General features: G+C 64.5%; 17 protein-coding genes. 12 read left to right on the forward strand and 5 right to left on the reverse strand.

What is annotated here, in order from left to right:
• The first annotated feature begins 34 nt into the window (after positions 1-34).
• Complete coding sequence (locus IB243_RS22860) at positions 35-1,042, forward strand: D-2-hydroxyacid dehydrogenase family protein (RefSeq protein ID WP_010458796.1); 1,008 nt, start codon at positions 35-37, stop codon at positions 1,040-1,042.
• Positions 1,043-1,306: 264 nt separating this feature from the next.
• On the opposite strand, the gene IB243_RS22865 is transcribed toward IB243_RS22860, so the two are convergent.
• From IB243_RS22865 to IB243_RS22880, 4 genes are all read right to left on the reverse strand, one after another.
• Positions 1,307-2,434: a branched-chain amino acid ABC transporter substrate-binding protein gene (locus IB243_RS22865; protein WP_010458793.1), complete on the reverse strand. Its 1,128-nt coding sequence runs from the start codon at positions 2,432-2,434 to the stop codon at positions 1,307-1,309.
• A 131-nt stretch (positions 2,435-2,565) separates the two neighbouring features.
• Complete coding sequence (locus tag IB243_RS22870) at positions 2,566-2,838, reverse strand: hypothetical protein (protein ID WP_225585251.1); 273 nt, start codon at positions 2,836-2,838, stop codon at positions 2,566-2,568.
• A gap of 329 nt (positions 2,839-3,167) precedes the next feature.
• Positions 3,168-3,602, reverse strand: a complete 435-nt coding sequence (locus IB243_RS22875; protein WP_192429514.1) for a DNA polymerase III subunit chi — start codon at positions 3,600-3,602, stop codon at positions 3,168-3,170.
• 7 nt (positions 3,603-3,609) lie between these two features.
• Positions 3,610-5,106, reverse strand: coding sequence for a leucyl aminopeptidase (locus tag IB243_RS22880; protein WP_192429515.1), 1,497 nt, complete (start codon positions 5,104-5,106; stop codon positions 3,610-3,612).
• A 73-nt stretch (positions 5,107-5,179) separates the two neighbouring features.
• Here IB243_RS22880 and lptF point away from each other — a divergent pair, with 73 nt between their 5' ends.
• The 5 genes from lptF (at position 5,180) to IB243_RS22905 (ending at position 10,049) form a co-directional block, all read left to right on the forward strand.
• Positions 5,180-6,283, forward strand: a complete 1,104-nt coding sequence (gene lptF, locus IB243_RS22885) for an LPS export ABC transporter permease LptF (protein ID WP_010458789.1) — start codon at positions 5,180-5,182, stop codon at positions 6,281-6,283.
• Positions 6,280-7,386 carry an LPS export ABC transporter permease LptG gene (gene lptG, locus IB243_RS22890; RefSeq protein ID WP_010458787.1) on the forward strand — a complete coding sequence of 369 codons (1,107 nt, stop codon included), beginning with the start codon at positions 6,280-6,282 and terminating at the stop codon, positions 7,384-7,386. The genes lptF and lptG overlap by 4 nt, the downstream gene beginning before the upstream one ends.
• A 33-nt stretch (positions 7,387-7,419) precedes the next feature.
• Positions 7,420-7,800: a sirohydrochlorin chelatase gene (locus tag IB243_RS22895; RefSeq protein WP_029413043.1), complete on the forward strand. Its 381-nt coding sequence runs from the start codon at positions 7,420-7,422 to the stop codon at positions 7,798-7,800.
• Between the two features lie 65 nt (positions 7,801-7,865).
• Complete coding sequence (locus tag IB243_RS22900; protein WP_192429516.1) at positions 7,866-8,807, forward strand: CysB family HTH-type transcriptional regulator; 942 nt, start codon at positions 7,866-7,868, stop codon at positions 8,805-8,807.
• 54 nt (positions 8,808-8,861) lie between these two features.
• A complete protein-coding gene (locus tag IB243_RS22905) occupies positions 8,862-10,049 on the forward strand; it encodes a pyridoxal phosphate-dependent aminotransferase (protein WP_192429517.1) in 1,188 nt (395 codons plus the stop codon).
• 21 nt (positions 10,050-10,070) lie between these two features.
• On the opposite strand, the gene IB243_RS22910 is transcribed toward IB243_RS22905, so the two are convergent.
• Positions 10,071-10,973, reverse strand: a complete 903-nt coding sequence (locus tag IB243_RS22910; RefSeq protein WP_192429518.1) for a DMT family transporter — start codon at positions 10,971-10,973, stop codon at positions 10,071-10,073.
• A 518-nt stretch (positions 10,974-11,491) separates the two neighbouring features.
• On the opposite strand from IB243_RS22910, the gene kdpF reads away from it, so the two are divergent.
• From kdpF to IB243_RS22940, 6 genes are all read left to right on the forward strand, one after another.
• The gene (gene kdpF, locus IB243_RS22915) at positions 11,492-11,572 is read left to right on the forward strand and encodes a K(+)-transporting ATPase subunit F (RefSeq protein ID WP_225585278.1); all 81 of its coding nucleotides are present in this window, start codon (positions 11,492-11,494) and stop codon (positions 11,570-11,572) included.
• Positions 11,569-13,362 carry a potassium-transporting ATPase subunit KdpA gene (kdpA, locus tag IB243_RS22920; RefSeq protein ID WP_192429519.1) on the forward strand — a complete coding sequence of 598 codons (1,794 nt, stop codon included), beginning with the start codon at positions 11,569-11,571 and terminating at the stop codon, positions 13,360-13,362. The genes kdpF and kdpA overlap by 4 nt, the downstream gene beginning before the upstream one ends.
• Positions 13,363-13,382: 20 nt before the next feature.
• Complete coding sequence (gene kdpB, locus IB243_RS22925; protein ID WP_192429520.1) at positions 13,383-15,449, forward strand: potassium-transporting ATPase subunit KdpB; 2,067 nt, start codon at positions 13,383-13,385, stop codon at positions 15,447-15,449.
• 52 nt (positions 15,450-15,501) lie between these two features.
• A complete protein-coding gene (kdpC, locus tag IB243_RS22930) occupies positions 15,502-16,116 on the forward strand; it encodes a potassium-transporting ATPase subunit KdpC (protein ID WP_192429521.1) in 615 nt (204 codons plus the stop codon).
• 70 nt (positions 16,117-16,186) lie between these two features.
• A complete protein-coding gene (locus tag IB243_RS22935; protein ID WP_192429522.1) occupies positions 16,187-18,913 on the forward strand; it encodes a DUF4118 domain-containing protein in 2,727 nt (908 codons plus the stop codon).
• A 23-nt stretch (positions 18,914-18,936) separates the two neighbouring features.
• Positions 18,937-19,647: a response regulator gene (locus IB243_RS22940; RefSeq protein ID WP_192429523.1), complete on the forward strand. Its 711-nt coding sequence runs from the start codon at positions 18,937-18,939 to the stop codon at positions 19,645-19,647.
• The last annotated feature ends 8 nt before the right edge of the window (positions 19,648-19,655 follow it).

Here is a 19,655-nt window from a genome sequence, read left to right on the forward strand (position 1 = left end):
TGTGAATCAATGAGTTATGAAAGTTGAACAAACGATGAATATCGTTATTCTCGACGACTACCAGGACGCAGTCCGCAAGCTCCACTGCGCATCCCGGCTCGACGCGTACACCGCCAAGGTCTACACCAATACCGTCAAAGGACTGGGCCAGCTTTCGGTTCGCCTCAAGGATGCTGACATCATCGTTCTGGTGCGGGAGCGCACGCAGATCACTCGGCAACTGGTGGAAAAACTGCCCCGCCTCAAGCTCATCGCGCAAACCGGCAAGATCGGCAACCACATCGATGTGGCGGCCTGTACCGAGCGTGGCATTGCAGTGGCAGAAGGCGTAGGCTCCCCCGTAGCTCCCGCTGAGTTGACATGGGCCCTTGTGATGGCGGCAATGCGCAGGTTGCCACAGTACATCTCCAACCTCAAGCACGGCGCGTGGCAACAATCGGGATTGAAGACAGCGTCCATGCCCGCCAACTTTGGCCTTGGCAACGTGCTGCGTGGCAAAACGCTGGGGATCTGGGGGTATGGCCGCATTGGCCAACTGGTGGCGGGCTATGGACGTGCATTTGGAATGAACGTCCGCATTTGGGGACGCGAAGCCTCACGCGCCCAGGCCCTGACGGATGGCTACCAGGCTGCCACCACGCGCGAAGAGTTTTTCTCGCAATGCGATGTGATCTCGCTGCACCTTCGCTTGAACGATGAAACACGCAGCATCGTTTCTCTCGAAGATCTCTCGTGCATGAAGCCCACCGCGCTTTTGGTCAACACCTCGCGGGCCGAGCTGATTGAACCCGACGCACTGATCGCAGCCTTGAATCGGGGTCGCCCCGGCATGGCCGCAGTCGATGTGTTCGAGAGCGAGCCCATCCTCCAGGGCCACGCCCTCCTCCGGCTGGAGAACTGCATTTGCACACCCCATATCGGCTATGTGGAGCAAGACAGCTACGAGCTTTACTTTGGTGCAGCGTTTGACAATGTGGTGAATTTCATCAAAGGCACCCCTACCAACATCGTGAATCCAGGTGCGTTGCAGGTAAGGCGTTGATACAAAGAAATCCCACTGGGCCATTCCGCCATGGGCAAAAAAACCTTGCAGGTGGTTGAGTTCGTCTCGGTTTCGCTTTGCGCTTTGGTGGCCCCCTCTCGTTCAGTCTGTTCTTCGATGCATTCCCGGTTCGGAGTGCTGCGCCAACAAACTGAATAGCTACAGACAAGTGACGCTTCCACAAGCAAAAAGGGCTTCCCGAAGGAAGCCCTTTTGTTTTGGCCCTGCAAGGCACAGAGTGCCTTGCAAGTGGGACCACTCCAATTACAGAGGGGTCTTCTTGCCGTCCTTGTAGACGTACAGCGTGATCGAGGGGTTCTTCATTTCGCCGTTAGGTTCGAAGGCGATGGCAGAGGTCACACCCTTGAAGTTCGCCTTGGCCAGTTCGTTCACATACACCTTGGGGTCCACCGAGTTGGCGCGCTTCATGGCGTCAACCAGCAGGAACGTGGCATCGTAGGTGTAAGGGCTGTACACCTGGAACTGGTTCGGGTACTTGGCATCGTACTTGGCCTTCCAGGCGGTACCGCCAGGCATCTTGGCCAGCGAGGAACCGCCTTCGGCACAGATCACGTTAGCCAGGGTCTTGGCACCGGCAGCCAGCTTGGCGATTTCAGACGTGCAGACGCCGTCACCACCAAAGTACTTCACATTGCCCATGCCCAGCTGTTCCATCTGGCGCAGCATAGGACCGGCTTGAGGGTCCATACCACCGTAGAACACGGCATCGGGGTTCTTGGACTTGATCGCGGTCAGGATGGCCATGAAGTCAGTGGCCTTGTCGGTCGTGAACTGCTCGTCCACCACCTTCATGCCCTTGGCAACAGCGGTCTTCTTGAACACGTCTGCCACACCTTGGCCGTAAGCGGTACGGTCATCGATGATGGCAACGGTTTTCAGCTTGAGCGTATCCACTGCGTAGAACGCCAGACCAGCGCCCAGCGCGTTGTCGTTGGCGATGATACGGAACGTGGTCTTGTAGCCAGGCTTGGTCAGGTTGGGGTTGGTTGCAGCGCCCGTCACCATTGGAATGCCGCAGTCGTTGTAGACCTTGGAAGCAGGAATGGTGGTACCGGAGTTGAGGTGGCCGACAACGCCAGCGACCTTGGAGTCGCACAGCTTTTGTGCAGCGGCCGTGCCCTGCTTTGGATCGGCAGCGTCGTCTTCGGCTTGAAGTTCGAACTTGATCTTCTTGCCGCCGATGGTGACACCTTGAGCATTCAGCTCTTCAATGGCCATGCGGGCGCCATTTTCGTTGTCCTTGCCGTAGTGGGCTTGGGCGCCAGAAACCGGAGCCACATGGCCGATCTTGACCACCTGCTCTTGTGCAGAGGCCACACCAGCAACAGCCGCGATAGCAGCAACCACGGTCAGTTTCAACTTCAATTGCATATCAAATCTCCAGTAAAGATAAACGCTGAGAATCTTCTTGTGTCTCAACGCAGGCGAACATATCGCAATTTACGGGCCAGATCATTAGGGAACACGATTAAACGCGAGAGAAACCACAGGGGAATACCCTGTCATCCCTTTGGCACAGAGGGTGCGCCACTGGCCAACTCATCCGCCACCGCCTCGTACACAGCGTGCCGGACCACGGATTCAATCTCTTCACGCAGTCGCGGCAGCACCGATCGTGTCTGCTCCTGCACCACCGTGGCGATTGCTTCGCGCAAACGTTGATCCAGCACAACATCCACCCGCTGCATGACCCGGTGCACCATGTACTCCTCCATGCCTTCAGGCAGGGGCCGCGTCAACACCGGTTTTGCAGCCACGGCGGCGAAGGGAGCCATAAGAGGCGCAGGCGCCGCCACAACCGCCGCAGCGGGTGCCCGTTGAGCCACAGCAGGGGACGCTGCGTGCACAGGCACGGGAGCAGCTGCAGTCCGTGGGGCGACCACAGCAGGCGGACGGGCACTGGGCAATGGCGGACTCAATGGACGGGCCGCCGGCTGCGGCGCTGTTGCAAGGGGCCGCGCACTCGACAAGGCGGACGGAGACATGACCGTCGTGCGCAATGGCGCGCCCGTTGCAGGTTGCAGGGGCACGGAGTCCGGCACCTGCACCACTTCGGTGAGGGTGGGAATAAAACGTGGAGGGGTTTTGGAAGGAGGCAGTGCCATCAGCCAGCTTTCAGCACAAGGTCGTGGCGGGTGATGGCGTAGCCGCGCGATGCATAGTGGCGCCAGCGCGTCCGGGCCTCGCCACGATCCGCTTCATCCTGTGCACTCACCACCTCCACCAGTCGGTCAAACCGGCCAAATCCTTCGGGCACTTCCGCATGCAGGTTCAGCAGCACTTCGTGGTGCGGGGCAAACCGCGCATCGGCTGTCAGCAACACCGGCGACGCGTGGACAAGTTCTTCATCGGCATCGCCCAGGCAATGGGCCACAAAGTCCTGCGGTGCCAGGGCCCAGAGCATGCGATCCAGCACCGCCAGCGTGTCGGGCGGCGCCGCAATCACCAGCCGGGCCCCACTGCGCTGCACCTTGCGGGCGAAGCGGCATGCATAGGCCAGCTTGTCCGGCGCATTGAAGTGAAACGCAACCTCGGTCATCGTGCGCTCAGGCAGCCTTGGTGCGCACGGAGCGTTTTGCCGCCGCAGGCTTGGAAACCGGCTTGGCACTGGCCTGCCCCAGCAGATAGTGCACAAGAAGTCCCACGGGCCGCCCCGTGGCTCCCTTGGCGGCCCCCCCCTTCCAGGCCGTGCCGGCAATATCCAGGTGCGCCCATGGCAGGTCGCCCACATACTTTTGCAGGAACTTTGCGGCGGTAATGGAGCCCCCCGCACGCCCGGCCACATTGCCCATGTCCGCGAAATTGCTCTTGAGACCGTCGGCATAGTCGTCGTCCAGCGGCATGCGCCAGCAAGGGTCTTGCGCAGACTCGCCAGCCTCCTGCAGCGCAGACGCAAGGGGATCACTATTGGCAAACAGCCCACTGCGCACGCCACCCAGCGCAATCACGCAGGCGCCGGTCAACGTGGCAATGTCCACCACGGCGGCAGGCTTGAAGCGGGCGGCGTAGGTGAGCGCGTCGCACAACACCAGGCGGCCTTCGGCGTCGGTGTTCAGGATTTCGATGGTCTGCCCGCTCATGCTGGTGACCACGTCACCCGGCTTGACGGCACGGCCATCGGGCATGTTCTCGCAGGCGGGGATCAGCCCCACCACATTGACAGAGGGCTGCAGCTCGCCCAATGCGCGGAACGTTCCCAGCACGCTGGCAGCACCGCACATGTCGAACTTCATTTCGTCCATCTCCGGGGCAGGCTTGATCGAGATGCCCCCGGTGTCGAAGGTAATGCCCTTGCCCACCAGCACGATCGGCGCCTGCTCCTTGGCCGCGCCGTTGTAGCGCAATTCAATGAATCGCAGGGGTTCCTCGGAACCCCGTGCCACGGCAAGGAAGGCGCCCATGCCCAACCGGGCCACTTCGGCCGGGCCATGCACCTTGCACTGGATACGGGGCAGCTTGGCCAGGGTCTTGGCCGCATCGGCGAGCAGGCTGGGGGTAGCGTGGTTGGCAGGGCGATTGCCCCATTCCCGCGCAAACTCCACCCCAGCCACCAGGGCCACACCAGCGTCGAAGTCTTCGCGCACATCTGGTGCGCTATGGACCCCCACCACGCAGCGGCTCAGGCTGCGCGCTTCGACCTTGGTCTTGGTGGTGGTGTAGACATAGCTCACTTCGGCCACAGCTTGCACAGCGGCGCTGACGGATGCGGCTTGCACGACGCCAGCAAAACACAGCACCACCCGCTTGGTTTGCGGCGCCTTGATGGCACCGCCAACCGCCTGCAGCGCCTGGCGCGTGGCGCGGGCAGACCCGTCGCCCAGGCCCACCAGCACCACGCGACGGGCGGCAACGGCAGGCACCTGGTACAGCTGCAGGTGCTTGCCCGCCTTGGTGGCCAGATCTCCATTCTTGAGCGCCAACGCCGCCAGGGCAGACAGTGCATCCTTGCCAGGCTTGAAGCCCTCAGGCAGCAGAACGACCAACAGGTCGCATTTTTCCGAAGCTGCCGCAGCAAGGTCAAGGGTCTTGAGATCAAAGTTCATAATCGGTGTTTTCCTTTTGAGCGTGCTATGCACTTTGACATGCACGCAAAAGTGCATAGCGCGCTCTTCACCAATGTTATTCGATTCATCCATCCGCAAGGAGCTGGCGCGCAGCTTCGGCGCGACGCTCGTGGTGCTGGTGACCGTGGTCATGACCATGATGCTCATCCGCACCCTGGGACAGGCATCCAAGGGCAGCGTGAGCCCTTCCGATGTGATGCTGGTCATGGGCTTCACCGTCCTTGGGCAGTTGCCCACCATCCTGAGCCTGAGCCTCTTCATCGCCGTGGTTGGCACGCTGTCGCGCATGTACCGTGACAGTGAAATGGTCATCTGGTTTGCCAGTGGCCGTGGCCTCATCAGCCTGCTGCGGCCGCTGCTGCGCTTTGCGTGGCCGGTGATGGTGATCATTGCCGTGCTGTCGCTGCTGGTCTGGCCCTGGGCCAACTCCCAGATCCAGGAACTCAAGACGCGCTATGAACAGCGCAGCGACATCGATCGCATCGCGCCCGGCGAATTCCAGGAATCCTCCAACGGCAGCCGGGTGTTCTTCATTGACAAGGACAGCCCTGACACGCAAGCCGGCAACAACATCTTCATCGCCGCCACCGACGGCGCGCGCGAATCCGTGACCTCTGCACGCAGCGCCCGGCTCGAGACACGGGGTGGCGAACGCATGGCGGTGCTGAGCGAAGGCCAGCGGCTAGAGACCTCGCGCGACAAGCCCGGCGTCAAGATCAGCGAGTTCGTCGAATACGGCACCCGCATTGGCTCCGCACCCGCAGGCTCGGCGGAAGAACTCTCCGTCAAGACCCGCGCCACGCACGAGTTGCTGATGCAACCCTTGCCCGCCTACCGTGCCGAGCTGGGCTGGCGCCTGGGGCTAGCGCTGGCCGCCATCAACTTTGTGGTGCTGGGCCTGGCCGTGGCCAGCGTCAACCCGCGCGCTGCACGCAGCACCAGCCTGGTGTTCGCGCTTTTTGCCTTCATCGTGTACTACAACCTCATGACGCTGGGGCAAAGCTGGGTGGGCGCGGGCCGGCTGGGCCTGGTGAGCTTCATGGTGCTGCTGCATGGCGGCATGCTGACGATGTCGCTGCTGATCCTGGCTGCGCGCCACAACCACTGGACCGTGCGGCGGCTCTGGCAGCCCAGGCCGACCAGGAGCCCTGCATGAAAACCATCCGCCGCCTGATCCACCGCGAAGCCCTGTTTGCCGTCGCCTTTGTCACCGCCGGATTTCTGGCGCTGTTCTTCTTTTTCGACCTGGTGGACGAACTGCGCTGGGTGGGCCGCACCGGCGCCGAGGGTTACCAGCTCTCGCACGCGTTCCTATTCGTAGTGCTGAGCATTCCCAGCCACCTGTACGAGCTGCTGCCCATTACCGTGCTTATCGGCACCATCTTCGTGATGGCGCGGCTCGCCCAAAGCTCCGAGTTCACCATCATGCGCACCAGCGGCATGGGCCCCTGGCGCGCGTTGCGCACCCTGGTGGCACTGGGCAGTTTTTTTGTGCTGCTGACCTTTGCGGTCGGCGACTACATTGCGCCGCTCACAGACCGCACGGCCCAGCTGGTCAAGGTGCGATACCTGGGGCGCCTGACCACGGGCGCCACCGGCGCCTGGCTCAAGGAGCGCCAGGACGATCACTCCTATGCCGTGAACGTGCGCGCCCTCACGCCCAATGGCGGCATGCTGGACGTGCGCATCTTTGAATTCGATGCCAAGGGCCGGCTGGCATCGCAGACGCGTGCTGCGACAGGCCAGTTTGGGTCAGAAGGGGCATGGAACCTCGAGAATGTAAAGCGCAGCCGGTTTGAACAACGCGGCAGCGACGAGGCGCGTGTGGAGCACCTGGACGCCCCCACCCTGCAATGGCCCACCCGCATCAGCGCCGACATGGTGGCCGCCTCGCTGCTCAAGCCGGACCGCATGGCCACCATTGATCTGTTCCAGTACATCCGCCACCTCGACGCCAACGGCCAGTCCGCCCAGCGGTATGAGATCGAGTTCTGGCGCAAGGTGTTTTACCCGCTCAGTTGCCTGGTGATGGTGGTGCTGGCCCTGCCCTTTGCCTACCTGCATTTCCGCTCGGGCGGCATTGCGGGCTATGTGTTTGGCGGGGTCATGGCGGGCATCAGCTTCTTCCTGCTGAACAACGTGTTTGGCTACGCAGGCAATCTGCAGAACTGGTCGCCCTGGCTCACCGCTGCAGCGCCGGGGCTCATCTATTCGGTGCTGTCGCTGGCGGCGTTTGGCTGGCTGGTGCTCCGCCGGTAAAAACTTTTTAAGCCTTTTTGGCCTCTACCGCTTATGCAGCAAGCGCAAGCAGCTATCATTTTGTTCGCACACGGCTCTCGTGATCCACTCTGGCGCGTGCCGCTGGAGGCCGTTGCGGCGCGCATCGCAGCGCAGCAGCCCGGTCGGCCGGTCCTTTGCGCCTACCTGGAGCTGTGCGCCCCCTCACTGGCTGACGCCACCCGCCAGCTCGCAGCCCAAGGCGCCACCCAAGTCACGGTGGTGCCCATGTTCCTGGGCACTGGCAAACATGCCCGCGAAGACCTGCCCCTGCTGGTGCAGGAACTGCGTGCCACCCACCCCGACGTTCAATTCCATGTGCAGACCGCCATCGGCGAAGACCCGCGCATGACCGCCCTGATGGCAGAAATTGCCTGCGAGCCCCCTCAAAATTGACGGTTCTGTCGAAATCCCTTAGATGCTTGCAGCATAATGATGCAACCCTTTAGGCGATATCAGATATGAACCTGCACCAATTTCGCTTCGTTCAAGAGGCCGCACGCCGCAACCTCAACCTGACCGAAGCCGCCAAGGCCCTGCATACGTCGCAGCCGGGCGTCTCCAAAGCCATCATCGAGCTGGAAGAAGAACTGGGCGTGGACATTTTTGCCCGCCACGGCAAACGCCTCAAGCGCATCACCGAGCCCGGCCAGCATGTGCTCAAAAGCATCGAAGTCATCATGCGCGAGGTCGGTAACTTGAAGCGCATTGGCGAACAGTTCAGCGCGCAAGACAGCGGCACCCTCAGCATCGCCACCACCCACACCCAGGCCCGGTATGTGCTGCCCGTGCCCGTAGCCCGGCTGCGCGAGGCCTACCCCAAGGTCAACATCAGCCTGCACCAGGCCACGCCGCACGAGGTGGCACGCATGGTGATCGATGAAGTGGCAGAAATCGGCATGGCCACCGAATCGCTGGCTGACTACCCTGAACTCGTGACCCTGCCCTGCTACGAATGGCAACACGTGCTGGTGGTGCCCAACGACCACCCGCTGGCGCAAAAAGAACGTATCGGCCTTGATGACCTCGCACATGAGGCACTCATCACCTACCACCCCTCCTTCACCGGCCGGGGCAAGATCGACCAGGCCTTTGCCGCCCGCAAGCTGCAGCCGCGCATCGTGCTCGAAGCCATCGACTCCGACGTGATCAAGACCTATGTGCGCCTGGGCCTGGGCATCGGCATCGTGGCCGAGATGGCCATGCGCGACGACCCGGTGGGCGACCTGGCCGTGCGCCCCGTGGGGCACCTCTTCGGCCAGAGCGTGGCCCGTGTTGCTTTCAAGCGCAGCGCCTACCTGCGCAACTTTGTCTACAAGTTTGCCGAACTGCTGAGCGACCGCCTGAGCCGCGACCTCATCGCCCGAGCCATGAGCGGCCATGTCAACGACTACGAGCTGTGACCGCTCCACCATCCAGCTGATTCCAGAACACCTTGATTTCCACGTTGTTGCGCTATGACCCAAGCTAACGCCGCCTCCATTGCTGCCACCGCACGCACACCCGCCTTCCCCAGCAAACTGCCCAATGTCGGCACCACCATCTTCACGGTGATGTCAGCCCTGGCCACCGAGCACAAGGCCGTCAACCTGGGCCAGGGCTTCCCGGACTTTGAATGCGCCCCCGAGCTGGTGAATGCCGTCACCGCCGCCATGCAGGCCGGGCACAACCAGTATCCGCCCATGCCCGGCATCCCCGCGCTGCGCGAGGCCGTAGCCCGCAAGATCGAGGCGCTGCACGGCCGCGCCTACAACCCCAATACCGAAATCACCATCACGGCCGGTGCCACGCAGGCCATCATCACCGCCATCCTGGCCATCGTGCACCCAGGCGATGAAGTCATCGTGCTCGACCCCTGCTACGACAGCTACGTGCCCAACATCGAGCTGGCCGGTGGCAAAGCCGTGCGCGTTCCACTCACGCCCGGCACCTTCCGCCCCGACTTTGCCAAGATCAGCACCGCGATCACACCGCGCACCCGCGCCATCCTCATCAACAGCCCGCACAACCCCAGCGCCACCATCTGGACGGCTGGGGAAATGCGCCAGCTCGAAGACCTGCTCGCCCCCACCAACATCCTGCTGATCAGCGACGAGGTGTACGAACACATGGTGTTCGACGGCGCCGACCACCAAAGCGCCGCGCGCTTTCCGGGCCTGGCCGCCCGCGCCTTCATCGTGTCGAGCTTCGGCAAGACCTTTCACGTCACCGGCTGGAAGGTCGGCACCGTGGCGGCCCCTGCCGCCCTGACGGCCGAGTTCCGCAAGGTGCACCAGTTCAACGTATTCACGGTGAACACGCCCATGCAGCACGGCCTGGCCGCCTACCTGCAAGACCCCGCACCCTACCTGCAGCTGCCCGCGTTCTACCAGGCCAAGCGCGACCTGTTCCGTGAGGGCCTTGCGGGCTCGCGCTTCAAGCTGCTGCCCAGCACCGGCAGCTACTTCCAGTGCGTGGATATCTCGGCCATCAGCGATTTGAACGAGGCCGATTTCTGCCAGTGGCTTACCCGTGAAGTGGGTGTAGCGGCGATTCCGTTGTCGGCGTTTTATGGCGACGGGTTTGACCAGCGTGTGGTGAGGTTCTGCTTCGCCAAGAAAGACGAAACGCTGCGTGCCGCGCTGGAGCGGCTGCGCACGCTGTGACCCACAGGGCCTTTGAAGGCCCTACCGTGTCTGCCTTGCCAGCCACACACCTGCAACCGCCAGAGCCATCCCCACCAGCGCCCAGCCGCTGAGCGTCTCGCCAAACATCGCCCAGGCGATCAGCGCGGTGGTGGGCGGGGTCAGGTAAAACAGGCTGGCCACGTTCACTGCCCCGCCCCGGCGGATGAGCAGGTTCAGCAGGCTCACGGCGCCCAGCGACAGTACCAACACGAGCCAGCCCAGCGCAAACACAAACTCTCCGGTCCACGATATGGCCATGGATTCGGTGGCGTAGGCGACCACGGCCATGGCGGCGGCACAGGGCAGGTACTGGATCACCGAGCCCGTTCGCAAGTCGAACGAGGGGCAAAACCGCTTCTGGTACAGCGTGCCAGCGGTGATGCCCAGCAGCGCAACCACAGCGGGCAACAGCATGCCCCACAAAGCGCCCGCAGGCACGGTAGCCACCTTGCCGGCCACTACCAGCGCCACACCTGTAAAGCCCAGGGCCAGGCCCGCCCACTGCGCAGCCCGCACCTTTTCACCGAGCAGGGCCCCCGCCACCAAAGCGGTCAGCAGCGGCTGCAACCCCACCACCAGCGCCGTGATGCCCGACGGCAGTCCGTGGCCGATGGCGATGAACACCCCGCCCAGGTACACGCCGTGCACCAGCAGGCCCGACACCCCGATGTGCAACCAGGCCCTGCCCGACGGCGGCCAGGGTGCACGCGCCACGGCCACTACCGCGAGCATGAGCACGATGACGATGGCAAACCGCAGCGCAAGAAAAGTCAGCGGCTCCACATACGGCAGTCCCAGCTTGGCGCCGATAAAGCCCGTGCTCCAGAGCGCCACAAAAAGCAGAGGGACCAGCGAATCGAGCGGACTGGAAGCGCTGGGGCGGAGCGGAGTGGCCTGGGTCATGGAGGAAAGAAGCGAATGCAGGGTGGGGATGATCGCAGTTTGCGAGCGTCTGTGCTCCAGGCCGGCATATGCGCTCCCGTGACGCCTGATGGACAGGGGCAGGTCTCAATGCGTGCCGCACCCCTGTAAGGTGCGCAGCCGCAAAGACACCAGGCGCCAGCGCAAAACCAGCAGGCCAGTGGTCCGTGCAGAGAAAAATATGAATAAAAATGGCCTCTAGCGCTTGATTGATAAGCGTCAAAAGCTATAACTTCGATAGCAATTTCCAGCACCACCTTTCTGTTGGCCCGGACCTGGTGCCTGCCCGTCTTGATGCGTTCTTGATACCCCGCCCCGCACTCTTGCGGCCATCTTGATACGGTGGTTCCTAGCATCGGTCCATGTCTCAAGGAGGACGATATGGACTGGATTTTTTTGGCGGCGGGAGGCCTGCTCTGGCTGGCCGTCTACGGGCTGACCCAGGGCTGCGCACTGCTGCAGCGCCAAGCGCAAGGGGGGCGGTCATGACCAGCGGCTGGATGATTCTGGCGGCCGTACTGGCTGCGGCCCTCTTGGTGTACCTAGTCGCCGTGCTGCTGCGTCCGGAGGACTTTTCATGAGCACCGGTGCCTGGCTGCAACTGGCAGTGTTTTTGGCCCTGCTGCTGGCGTTGGCGTGGCCGCTGGCACGCACTATCGACGCCGTGATGGCCGGTCGCTTTGCGCTGGGGCAGCGGCTTGAGGGGCCGCTGTTCCGTCTCGCGGGCGTGCGGCCCGATGAAGAAACCGGCTGGCTGCGCTACGCGCTGGGGCTGCTGGTGTTCAACGGCCTGGGCGTGCTGGCGGTGTATGCGCTGCAGCGCTGGCAGGCCATGCTGCCGCTCAACCCTCAGGGCATGGCTGGGGTGGCACCCGATTCGGCCTTCAACACGGCCATCAGTTTTGTCACCAACACCAACTGGCAGGGCTATGGCGGCGAGAGCACCATGAGCTACCTCACGCAGATGCTGGCGCTGACGGTGCAGAACTTTCTGTCTGCCGCCACAGGCCTCGTGGTGGTGGTGGCCCTGGTACGCGGGTTTGCGCGCCACTCTGCACAAAGCATCGGCAACGTGTGGGTGGACCTGACCCGTGCCACGCTGTGGGTGCTGCTGCCGCTGTCGCTGGTGTTGGCGGTGGTGTTTGCGGGCCAAGGGGTCATCCAGAACCTATCCCCCTACACCGAAGTGCAGACACTGGAGCCCGTGCACTACGACGCCCCCAAGCTCGATAGCGCAGGCCAGCCCGTGCTGGACGCCCAGGGCGTCCCGGTCACCGAGCCCGCTACACAAACCACGCAAACGCTGGCCATGGGCCCCGTGGCCTCGCAATTGGCCATCAAGATGCTGGGCACCAATGGAGGCGGCTTCTTCAACGCCAACTCGGCCCACCCGTTCGAGAACCCCTCGGCGACCAGCAACCTGCTGCAGATGCTGGCGATCTTCCTGGTCCCCACGGCGCTGTGCCTGGTGTTTGGCCGCATGATCGGCGACGAGCGCCAGGGCTGGACCATCCTGGCCACCATGAGTCTGCTGTTCGTGGTGGCGGTGGTGGCCACCACCGCCTTCGAACAGCAGGGTAACCCGATCCTGGCATCGCTGGGCGTGGACCAGGCGGCCAGCGCCTTGCAGGCGGGCGGCAACATGGAAGGCAAGGAAGCCCGCTTTGGCATCGCCACTTCCGCCCTGTTCGCAGTGATCACCACGGCGGCCAGCTGCGGCGCGGTGATTGCCATGCACGACAGCTTCACACCCCTGGGCGGCATGGTGCCCCTGGTGCTGATGCAGATGGGCGAGGTGGTGTTTGGCGGTGTCGGCTCGGGCCTGTACGGCATGCTGGTGTTCGCCATCATGGCCGTGTTCATAGCCGGGCTGATGATTGGCCGCACGCCCGAGTACCTGGGCAAGAAGATCGAGACGCATGAGATGAAGCTCGTCTCCATCGCCATTCTCGTCACGCCCCTGCTGGTGCTGCTGGGCACGGCCGTGGCGGTGATGAGCGAGGCGGGTCGTGCGGGCCTGTCCAACCCCGGCGCGCACGGCTTCAGCCAGGTGCTGTATGCACTGTCTTCCGCCGCCAACAACAACGGCAGCGCCTTTGCAGGCCTGTCGGCCAACACCCCCTTCTACAACGTGCTGCTGGCCGTGGCCATGTGGCTGGGTCGCTTTGGCGTGATCGTGCCGGTGCTGGCCATGGCGGGGTCCCTCGCCGCCAAAAAGCGCGCCACCGCCACCGATGGCACCTTGCCCACCCACGGCCCGCTGTTTGTGGCGCTGCTGGCGGGTGTGGTGCTGCTGGTGGGTTTGCTGAACTATGTGCCCGCCCTCGCGCTGGGCCCGGTGGTAGAGCATCTCGTGCTCACACCCCGTTAAGAAATGGCTGGGAGATTGTGATGACTCGCAAGACATTGACCCTGTTCGACCCTGCCCTGGTGCGCCCCGCGCTGCTGGAGGCTTTCAAGAAGCTGGACCCGCGCGTGCAATGGCGCAACCCGGTGATGTTTGTGGTGTACGTGGGCAGCGCCTTCACCACCGCGCTGGCCGCCAGCAAACCCGAGGGCTTCACCGCTGCCGTGGCGCTGTGGCTGTGGTTCACCGTGCTGTTTGCCAACTTTGCCGAGGCCATGGCCGAAGGCCGCAGCAAGGCCCAGGCGGCCTCGCTGCGCGGCCTGAAGAAGCAGACCTGGGCCAAGAAACTCGATGGTCAGTTTGACCGGGCCACCCCACGCACCGCCATGACCTGGCTGCCGCTGGAGGCCGCCAACCTGCGCAAGGGCGACGTGGTGCTGGTGGAGGCGGGCGACACCATCCCTGCCGACGGCGAGGTGATCGATGGCGTGGCCTCGGTGGACGAGAGCGCCATCACGGGCGAGTCGGCCCCCGTGATCCGCGAATCGGGCGGCGACTTCTCGGCCGTCACCGGCGGCACCCGCGTGCTGTCGGACTGGATCGTGGTGCGCGTGGCCGTGAACCCCGGCGAGACCTTTGTGGACCGCATGATCGCCATGGTGGAGAACGCCAAACGCCACAAGACGCCCAACGAGATCGCGCTCACCATCCTGCTCGTGGCATTGACCATCGTGTTCCTTGGCGTGGTGGTCACGCTGCTGCCGTTCTCGCTGTTCAGCGTGCTGGCCAGCGGCGCGGGCGAGCCCGTGAGCCTGGTGGTGCTGGTGGCCCTGCTGGTGTGCCTGATCCCCACCACGATTGCAGGCCTGCTCAGCGCCATTGGCGTGGCGGGTATGAGCCGCATGATGCAGGCCAATGTGATCGCCACCTCGGGCCGCGCGGTGGAGGCGGCAGGCGATGTAGACGTGCTGCTGCTGGACAAGACCGGCACCATCACGCTGGGTAACCGCCAGGCCAGCCAGTTCATTTCTGCCCCGGGTGTCACGGATGCCGCACTGGCCGACGCCGCCCAGCTCGCATCACTGGCCGATGAAACGCCCGAAGGCCGCAGCATCGTGGTGCTGGCCAAGCAGAAGTTCAACCTGCGCGAGCGCGACATCGAAGCCCTGGGCGCCCAATTTGTGCACTTCACCGCGCAAACCCGCATGAGCGGCGTCGATCTGCCCGGCCCCCGCCTGCTGCGCAAGGGCGCGGCCGACGCCATCCGCAAGCATGTGGAGGCACTGGGTGGGCGCTTTCCCACCGCCGTGCAGACCGCGGTGGACGATGTATCACGCCGCGGCAGCACCCCGCTGGTGGTGGCCGATGGCGCCCACGTGCTGGGCGTGGTGGAGCTCAAGGATGTCGTCAAGGGCGGCATCAAGGAGCGCTTTGCCGAATTGCGCCGCATGGGCATCAAGACCGTGATGGTGACCGGCGACAACCGCCTCACGGCCGCCGCCATTGCCGCCGAGGCCGGCGTGGACGACTTCCTGGCCGAAGCCACGCCCGAGGCCAAGCTGCAGCTCATCCGCAGCTACCAGGCTGCAGGCCAGTTAGTAGCGATGACGGGCGACGGCACCAACGACGCCCCAGCTCTCGCCCAGGCCGATGTGGCCGTGGCCATGAACACCGGCACCCAGGCCGCCAAGGAGGCCGGCAACATGGTGGACCTGGACAGCAACCCCACCAAGCTCATCGAAATCGTGGAGACCGGCAAGCAGATGCTGATGACGCGCGGCTCGCTCACCACCTTCAGCATCGCCAACGACATCGCCAAATACTTCGCCATCATCCCGGCGGCGTTTGTCACCACCTACCCGCAGCTGTCGGCGCTGAACTTCATGCATCTGGCAAGTCCTTCGTCGGCCATCCTGTCGGCGGTGGTGTTCAACGCGCTGATCATCATCTTCCTGATCCCGCTGGCCCTGAAGGGCGTGGCCTACCGCGCCGTGGGTGCCGCCGCGCTTCTGCGCCGCAACCTGGCCATTTATGGGCTGGGGGGCATGGTGGTGCCGTTCATTGGCATCAAGCTGATTGACATGGTGCTGGCTGCCGCGGGATTGACTTGAGCTCTGCCCATTCGCAAACACAGCTCCCCGAATCACTGACAAGGAAAATCGTATGTCTATCCGTATCCCCCGCGACGACGTGCCCGCCAGCGCAGGCGGCCTGCTGCGCCCCGCCCTCACGTTGTTTGTTGTGCTCTCCATCGTCACCGGCCTGCTGTACCCACTGGCTGTGACCGGCGTGGCGCAAACGGCCTTCCCGCACCAGGCCAACGGCAGCCTTGTCACCCAGGCCGGCAAGGTGGTGGGCTCCGAGCTGATCGGCCAGTCGTTCACCGAGCCCGGCCACTTCTGGGGCCGCCCTTCGGCCACTGCGCCCATGCCTTACAACGCATCGGCATCGGGTGGTTCCAACCAGGGCCCCACCAATCCAGCGCTGGCCGAAGCCGTCAAGGCACGTATCGTGGCCCTGCGCGCAGCCGACCCCGGCAACACCCGCCCCGTGCCCGTGGACCTGGTCACCGCATCGGCCAGCGGGCTAGACCCACACATCAGCCCCGCAGCCGCCGCCTACCAAACCGAGCGCGTGGCCCGTGCCCTGGGCCTGCCCGTGGGGCAAGTGCAGGCGCTGGTGCAGCAGCACACCGAAAGCCCCTGGCTGGGCCTGCTGGGCGAGCCGCGTGTGAGCGTGCTGGCATTGAACATGGCGCTTGATAAGCTATCAAAATAATAGCTACTAGCGCTTGATAGACAAGCGCCAGAGGCCATTTTTATTCAAATTTGCCGGATACACTGTCCCCATGCAGGATCGCCCCGACCCCGACGCGCTGCTGCAGCGCATCCAGCAAGAGCAGGCCCAGCAGCAGCGTGGGCGGCTCAAGGTGTTCTTCGGCGCCTGCGCGGGCGTGGGCAAGACATTCGCCATGCTGTCGGCGGCAAGGGCCGCACAAGCGCAGGGCCTGCCCGTCACCATCGGCGTGGTTGAGACGCATGGCCGCGCCGACACCGAGGCGCTGACCGCGCACCTGCCGCGCCTGCCGCTGCGCGCCCTGCCCTATAAAGACCGCACCCTGCCCGAGTTTGACCTGGACGCCGCCCTGGCCTGGGGCGCTGCGCACCCAGAGGGCCTGGTCCTGCTGGACGAACTGGCCCACAGCAACGTGGCCGGATCGCGCCACCCCAAACGCTGGCAAGACGCCGAAGAACTGCTGGCCGCAGGCATCGACGTGTGGTCCACCATGAACGTGCAGCACCTGGAGAGCCTGAACGACATCGTCAGCGGCATCACCGGCATCCGCGTGTGGGAGACGGTGCCCGACCAGTTCTTTGACGCAGCCGATGAGGTGGTGGTGGTGGACCTGCCGCCCGACGAGCTGCTGGCGCGCCTCAAAGCTGGCAAGGTCTACCTGCCCCAGCAGGCCGAACGCGCCGCCGCCAATTTCTTTCGCAAAGGCAACCTGCTGGCCCTGCGCGAGCTGGCCCTGCGCCGCACCGCCGACCGGGTGGACGATGAAATGCGCGCCTACCGCCGCGCCAGCACCACCACCGCCGAGGCCGTGTGGCCCAACCGTGAGGCCCTGCTGGCTTGCGTGGGCACCGGCGACAACGCCGAAAAAGTGGTGCGCAGCTGCGCGCGCCTGGCCACCCAGCTCGACCTGCCCTGGCACGCGGTGCATGTGGAAACACCCGAGCAGCAAGGCCAATCGGCCACCCTGCACCCGCAGGTGGAACGCACGCTGAAAATTGCCCAGCAACTGGGCGCCGCCGCCTGCGCCGTGCTGCCTGCCGCCCAGCCCGCCCAGGCCCTGGTGCGCTATGCACGCGAACACAATCTGGTGCGTGTGGTGATGGGCCGCAGCGCCCGCCGCTGGCCCTGGCAAGCCACGCTGGCCGAACAGATCGGCCAACGCGCCAGCGACCTGGACCTGCTGCAGGTGGGCACGCTGCCCAGTCGCGACGCACTCACAGAACGCAAAGCCACCCGCTCCAGCGCCGCCGCCCCTCGCGCGCCTTTCTGGCCGGGCTACATCGCCGCCGCCCTGGCCTGCTGCGTGGCCGCCGTCATTGCCACACCGCTGGCCAACGTGCTGGAGCTGACCAACATCGTCATGCTGTTTTTGCTGGTGGTGGTGGGGGTGGCGCTGCGCTTTGGGCGCGGCCCGGCCATCATGGCGGCGTTCCTGGGCGTGGGGTTTTTTGACTTCTTCTTTGTGCCGCCCCGCTTCAACTTTGCGGTAAGCGACGCGCAGTACGTCGTCACCTTCGCCGTGATGCTGGTGGTGGCCCTGGTGGTGGGCCAGCTCACCGCCGGGCTCAAGGTGCAGGCCGAGGCCGCCACCGACCGCGAGCACCGTGTGCGCAGCCTGTACGACATGGCGCGTGACCTGTCTGCCGCCCTGCTGCCCGAACAGGTGGCCGAGATTGGCGCACGCTTTATCACGGGCGAGTTCAGCGCAGGCAGCGCGCTGGTGGTGGCCGACGATGACAACCGCCTGCAAGTGCTGCCCGGAGGCACAGCCCCCGTGGACATGGCCGTGGCCCAATGGGCCTTTGAGCGCGGCGAGCCTGCGGGCCGGGGCACGGACACCTTGCACTCCAGCCCCACGCTGGTGCTGCCGCTCAAGGCGCCGATGCGCATCCGTGGCGTGCTGGTGGTGGCGATGCCACAACATCAAGGTCAGGGCCAAGTACCGGGCGTAGAACCGCGCCGCCTGCTGCAGACCTGCGCCTCGCTGCTCGCCATTTCGCTCGAGCGCATCCACTACATCGACGTGGCGCAAAAGAGCACGGTACAGATCGAGTCCGAACGCCTGCGCAACTCGCTGTTGTCAGCCATCTCGCACGACCTGCGCACGCCGCTGGCCTCGCTGGTCGGCCTGGCCGAATCGCTGGCCATGGTGCAACCGCCCCTGCCCGCGCACCAGCAGGAGTTGACCAGCGCCATCCAGCAATCCGCCCAGCGCATGAGCGCACTGGTCAACAACCTGCTGGACATGGCCCGACTGGAGGCTGGTGCCGTGCAGCTCAACAAAGCCTGGCAGCCGCTGGAAGAAGTGGTGGGCAGTGCCCTGGCCGCCAGTGCCCCCGCCATCGCTGCGCACCGGGTCGAAGTGACTCTGCCCGACGACCTGCCCCTGCTGCAGATCGACGCCGTGCTGATGGAGCGCGTGCTGGTCAACCTGCTGGAAAACGCCGCCAAGTACACGCCCGCAGACACCACCATCCACATCAGCGCGCAGCCGCAAAGCGACGCGGTGGCACTGACCCTCACCGACGAAGGCCCGGGCCTGCCCAAAGGGCGCGAAGAGTTGCTGTTTGAAAAATTCGAACGTGGCGCTCGCGAAAGCGCCACGCCCGGCGTCGGCCTGGGCCTGGCCATCTGCCGCGCCATCGTGCAGGCGCATGGTGGCAGCATCCGGGGCGATACGATCCACAACGCACAGGGCCAGCCTACAGGTGCGCGCTTTACGCTGCTGCTGCCACGCGGCACACCGCCCACCGACTTGGGCGATGACGCCGACGCCTGACACCCTTGCATCCATGCCATGCCATGACCGATCTGCCCACCCACATCCTCATCGTCGAAGACGAAGCCGACATCCGCCGCTTTGTGCGCCTGACACTGGAGACCGAAGGCCACACCGTGCACGAGGCCGCCACCCTGCAGCGCGGCCTGATCGAAGCCGGCACCCGCCGCCCCGACCTGGTGGTGCTGGACCTTGGGCTACCCGATGGGGATGGCGTCGATTTGATCCGCGACCTGCGCACCTGGTCGGCCATGCCCATCATCGTGCTCTCGGCCCGCAGCGCGGAGGCTAGCAAGATCGCGGCGCTGGACGCAGGGGCCGACGACTATCTGGTCAAGCCCTTTGGCTCGGGCGAACTGATGGCCCGCGTGCGCGCGCAGCTGCGGCGCAGCCAGCGGTCCTCGAGCGCCGAGGCAACACCCGTCATCCATTTCGGCGACATCACCGTGGACCTCGCCCGCCGCACCGTGGAGCGCCACACGGAAGGGCATGGCAGCGAGGCCCTGCACCTCACCCCCATCGAATACAAGCTGCTCACGCACCTGGCGTCCCAGCCCGACCGCGTGATCACCCATCAGCAACTGCTCAAGGCCGTGTGGGGGCCGGGCCACGCGGAGGACACGCACTATGTGCGCGTGCACCTGGCCAACTTGCGCAAGAAGGTGGAAGACAACGCGTCCATGCCCCGGCACCTGGTGACCGAGGCGGGAATCGGCTATCGGTTTGTGCCGTAGGCCCGAAA

Origin of the sequence: Acidovorax sp. ACV01, from assembly GCF_014851495.1 — a bacterium.
Lineage (GTDB): Bacteria > Pseudomonadota > Gammaproteobacteria > Burkholderiales > Burkholderiaceae_C > Acidovorax > Acidovorax radicis.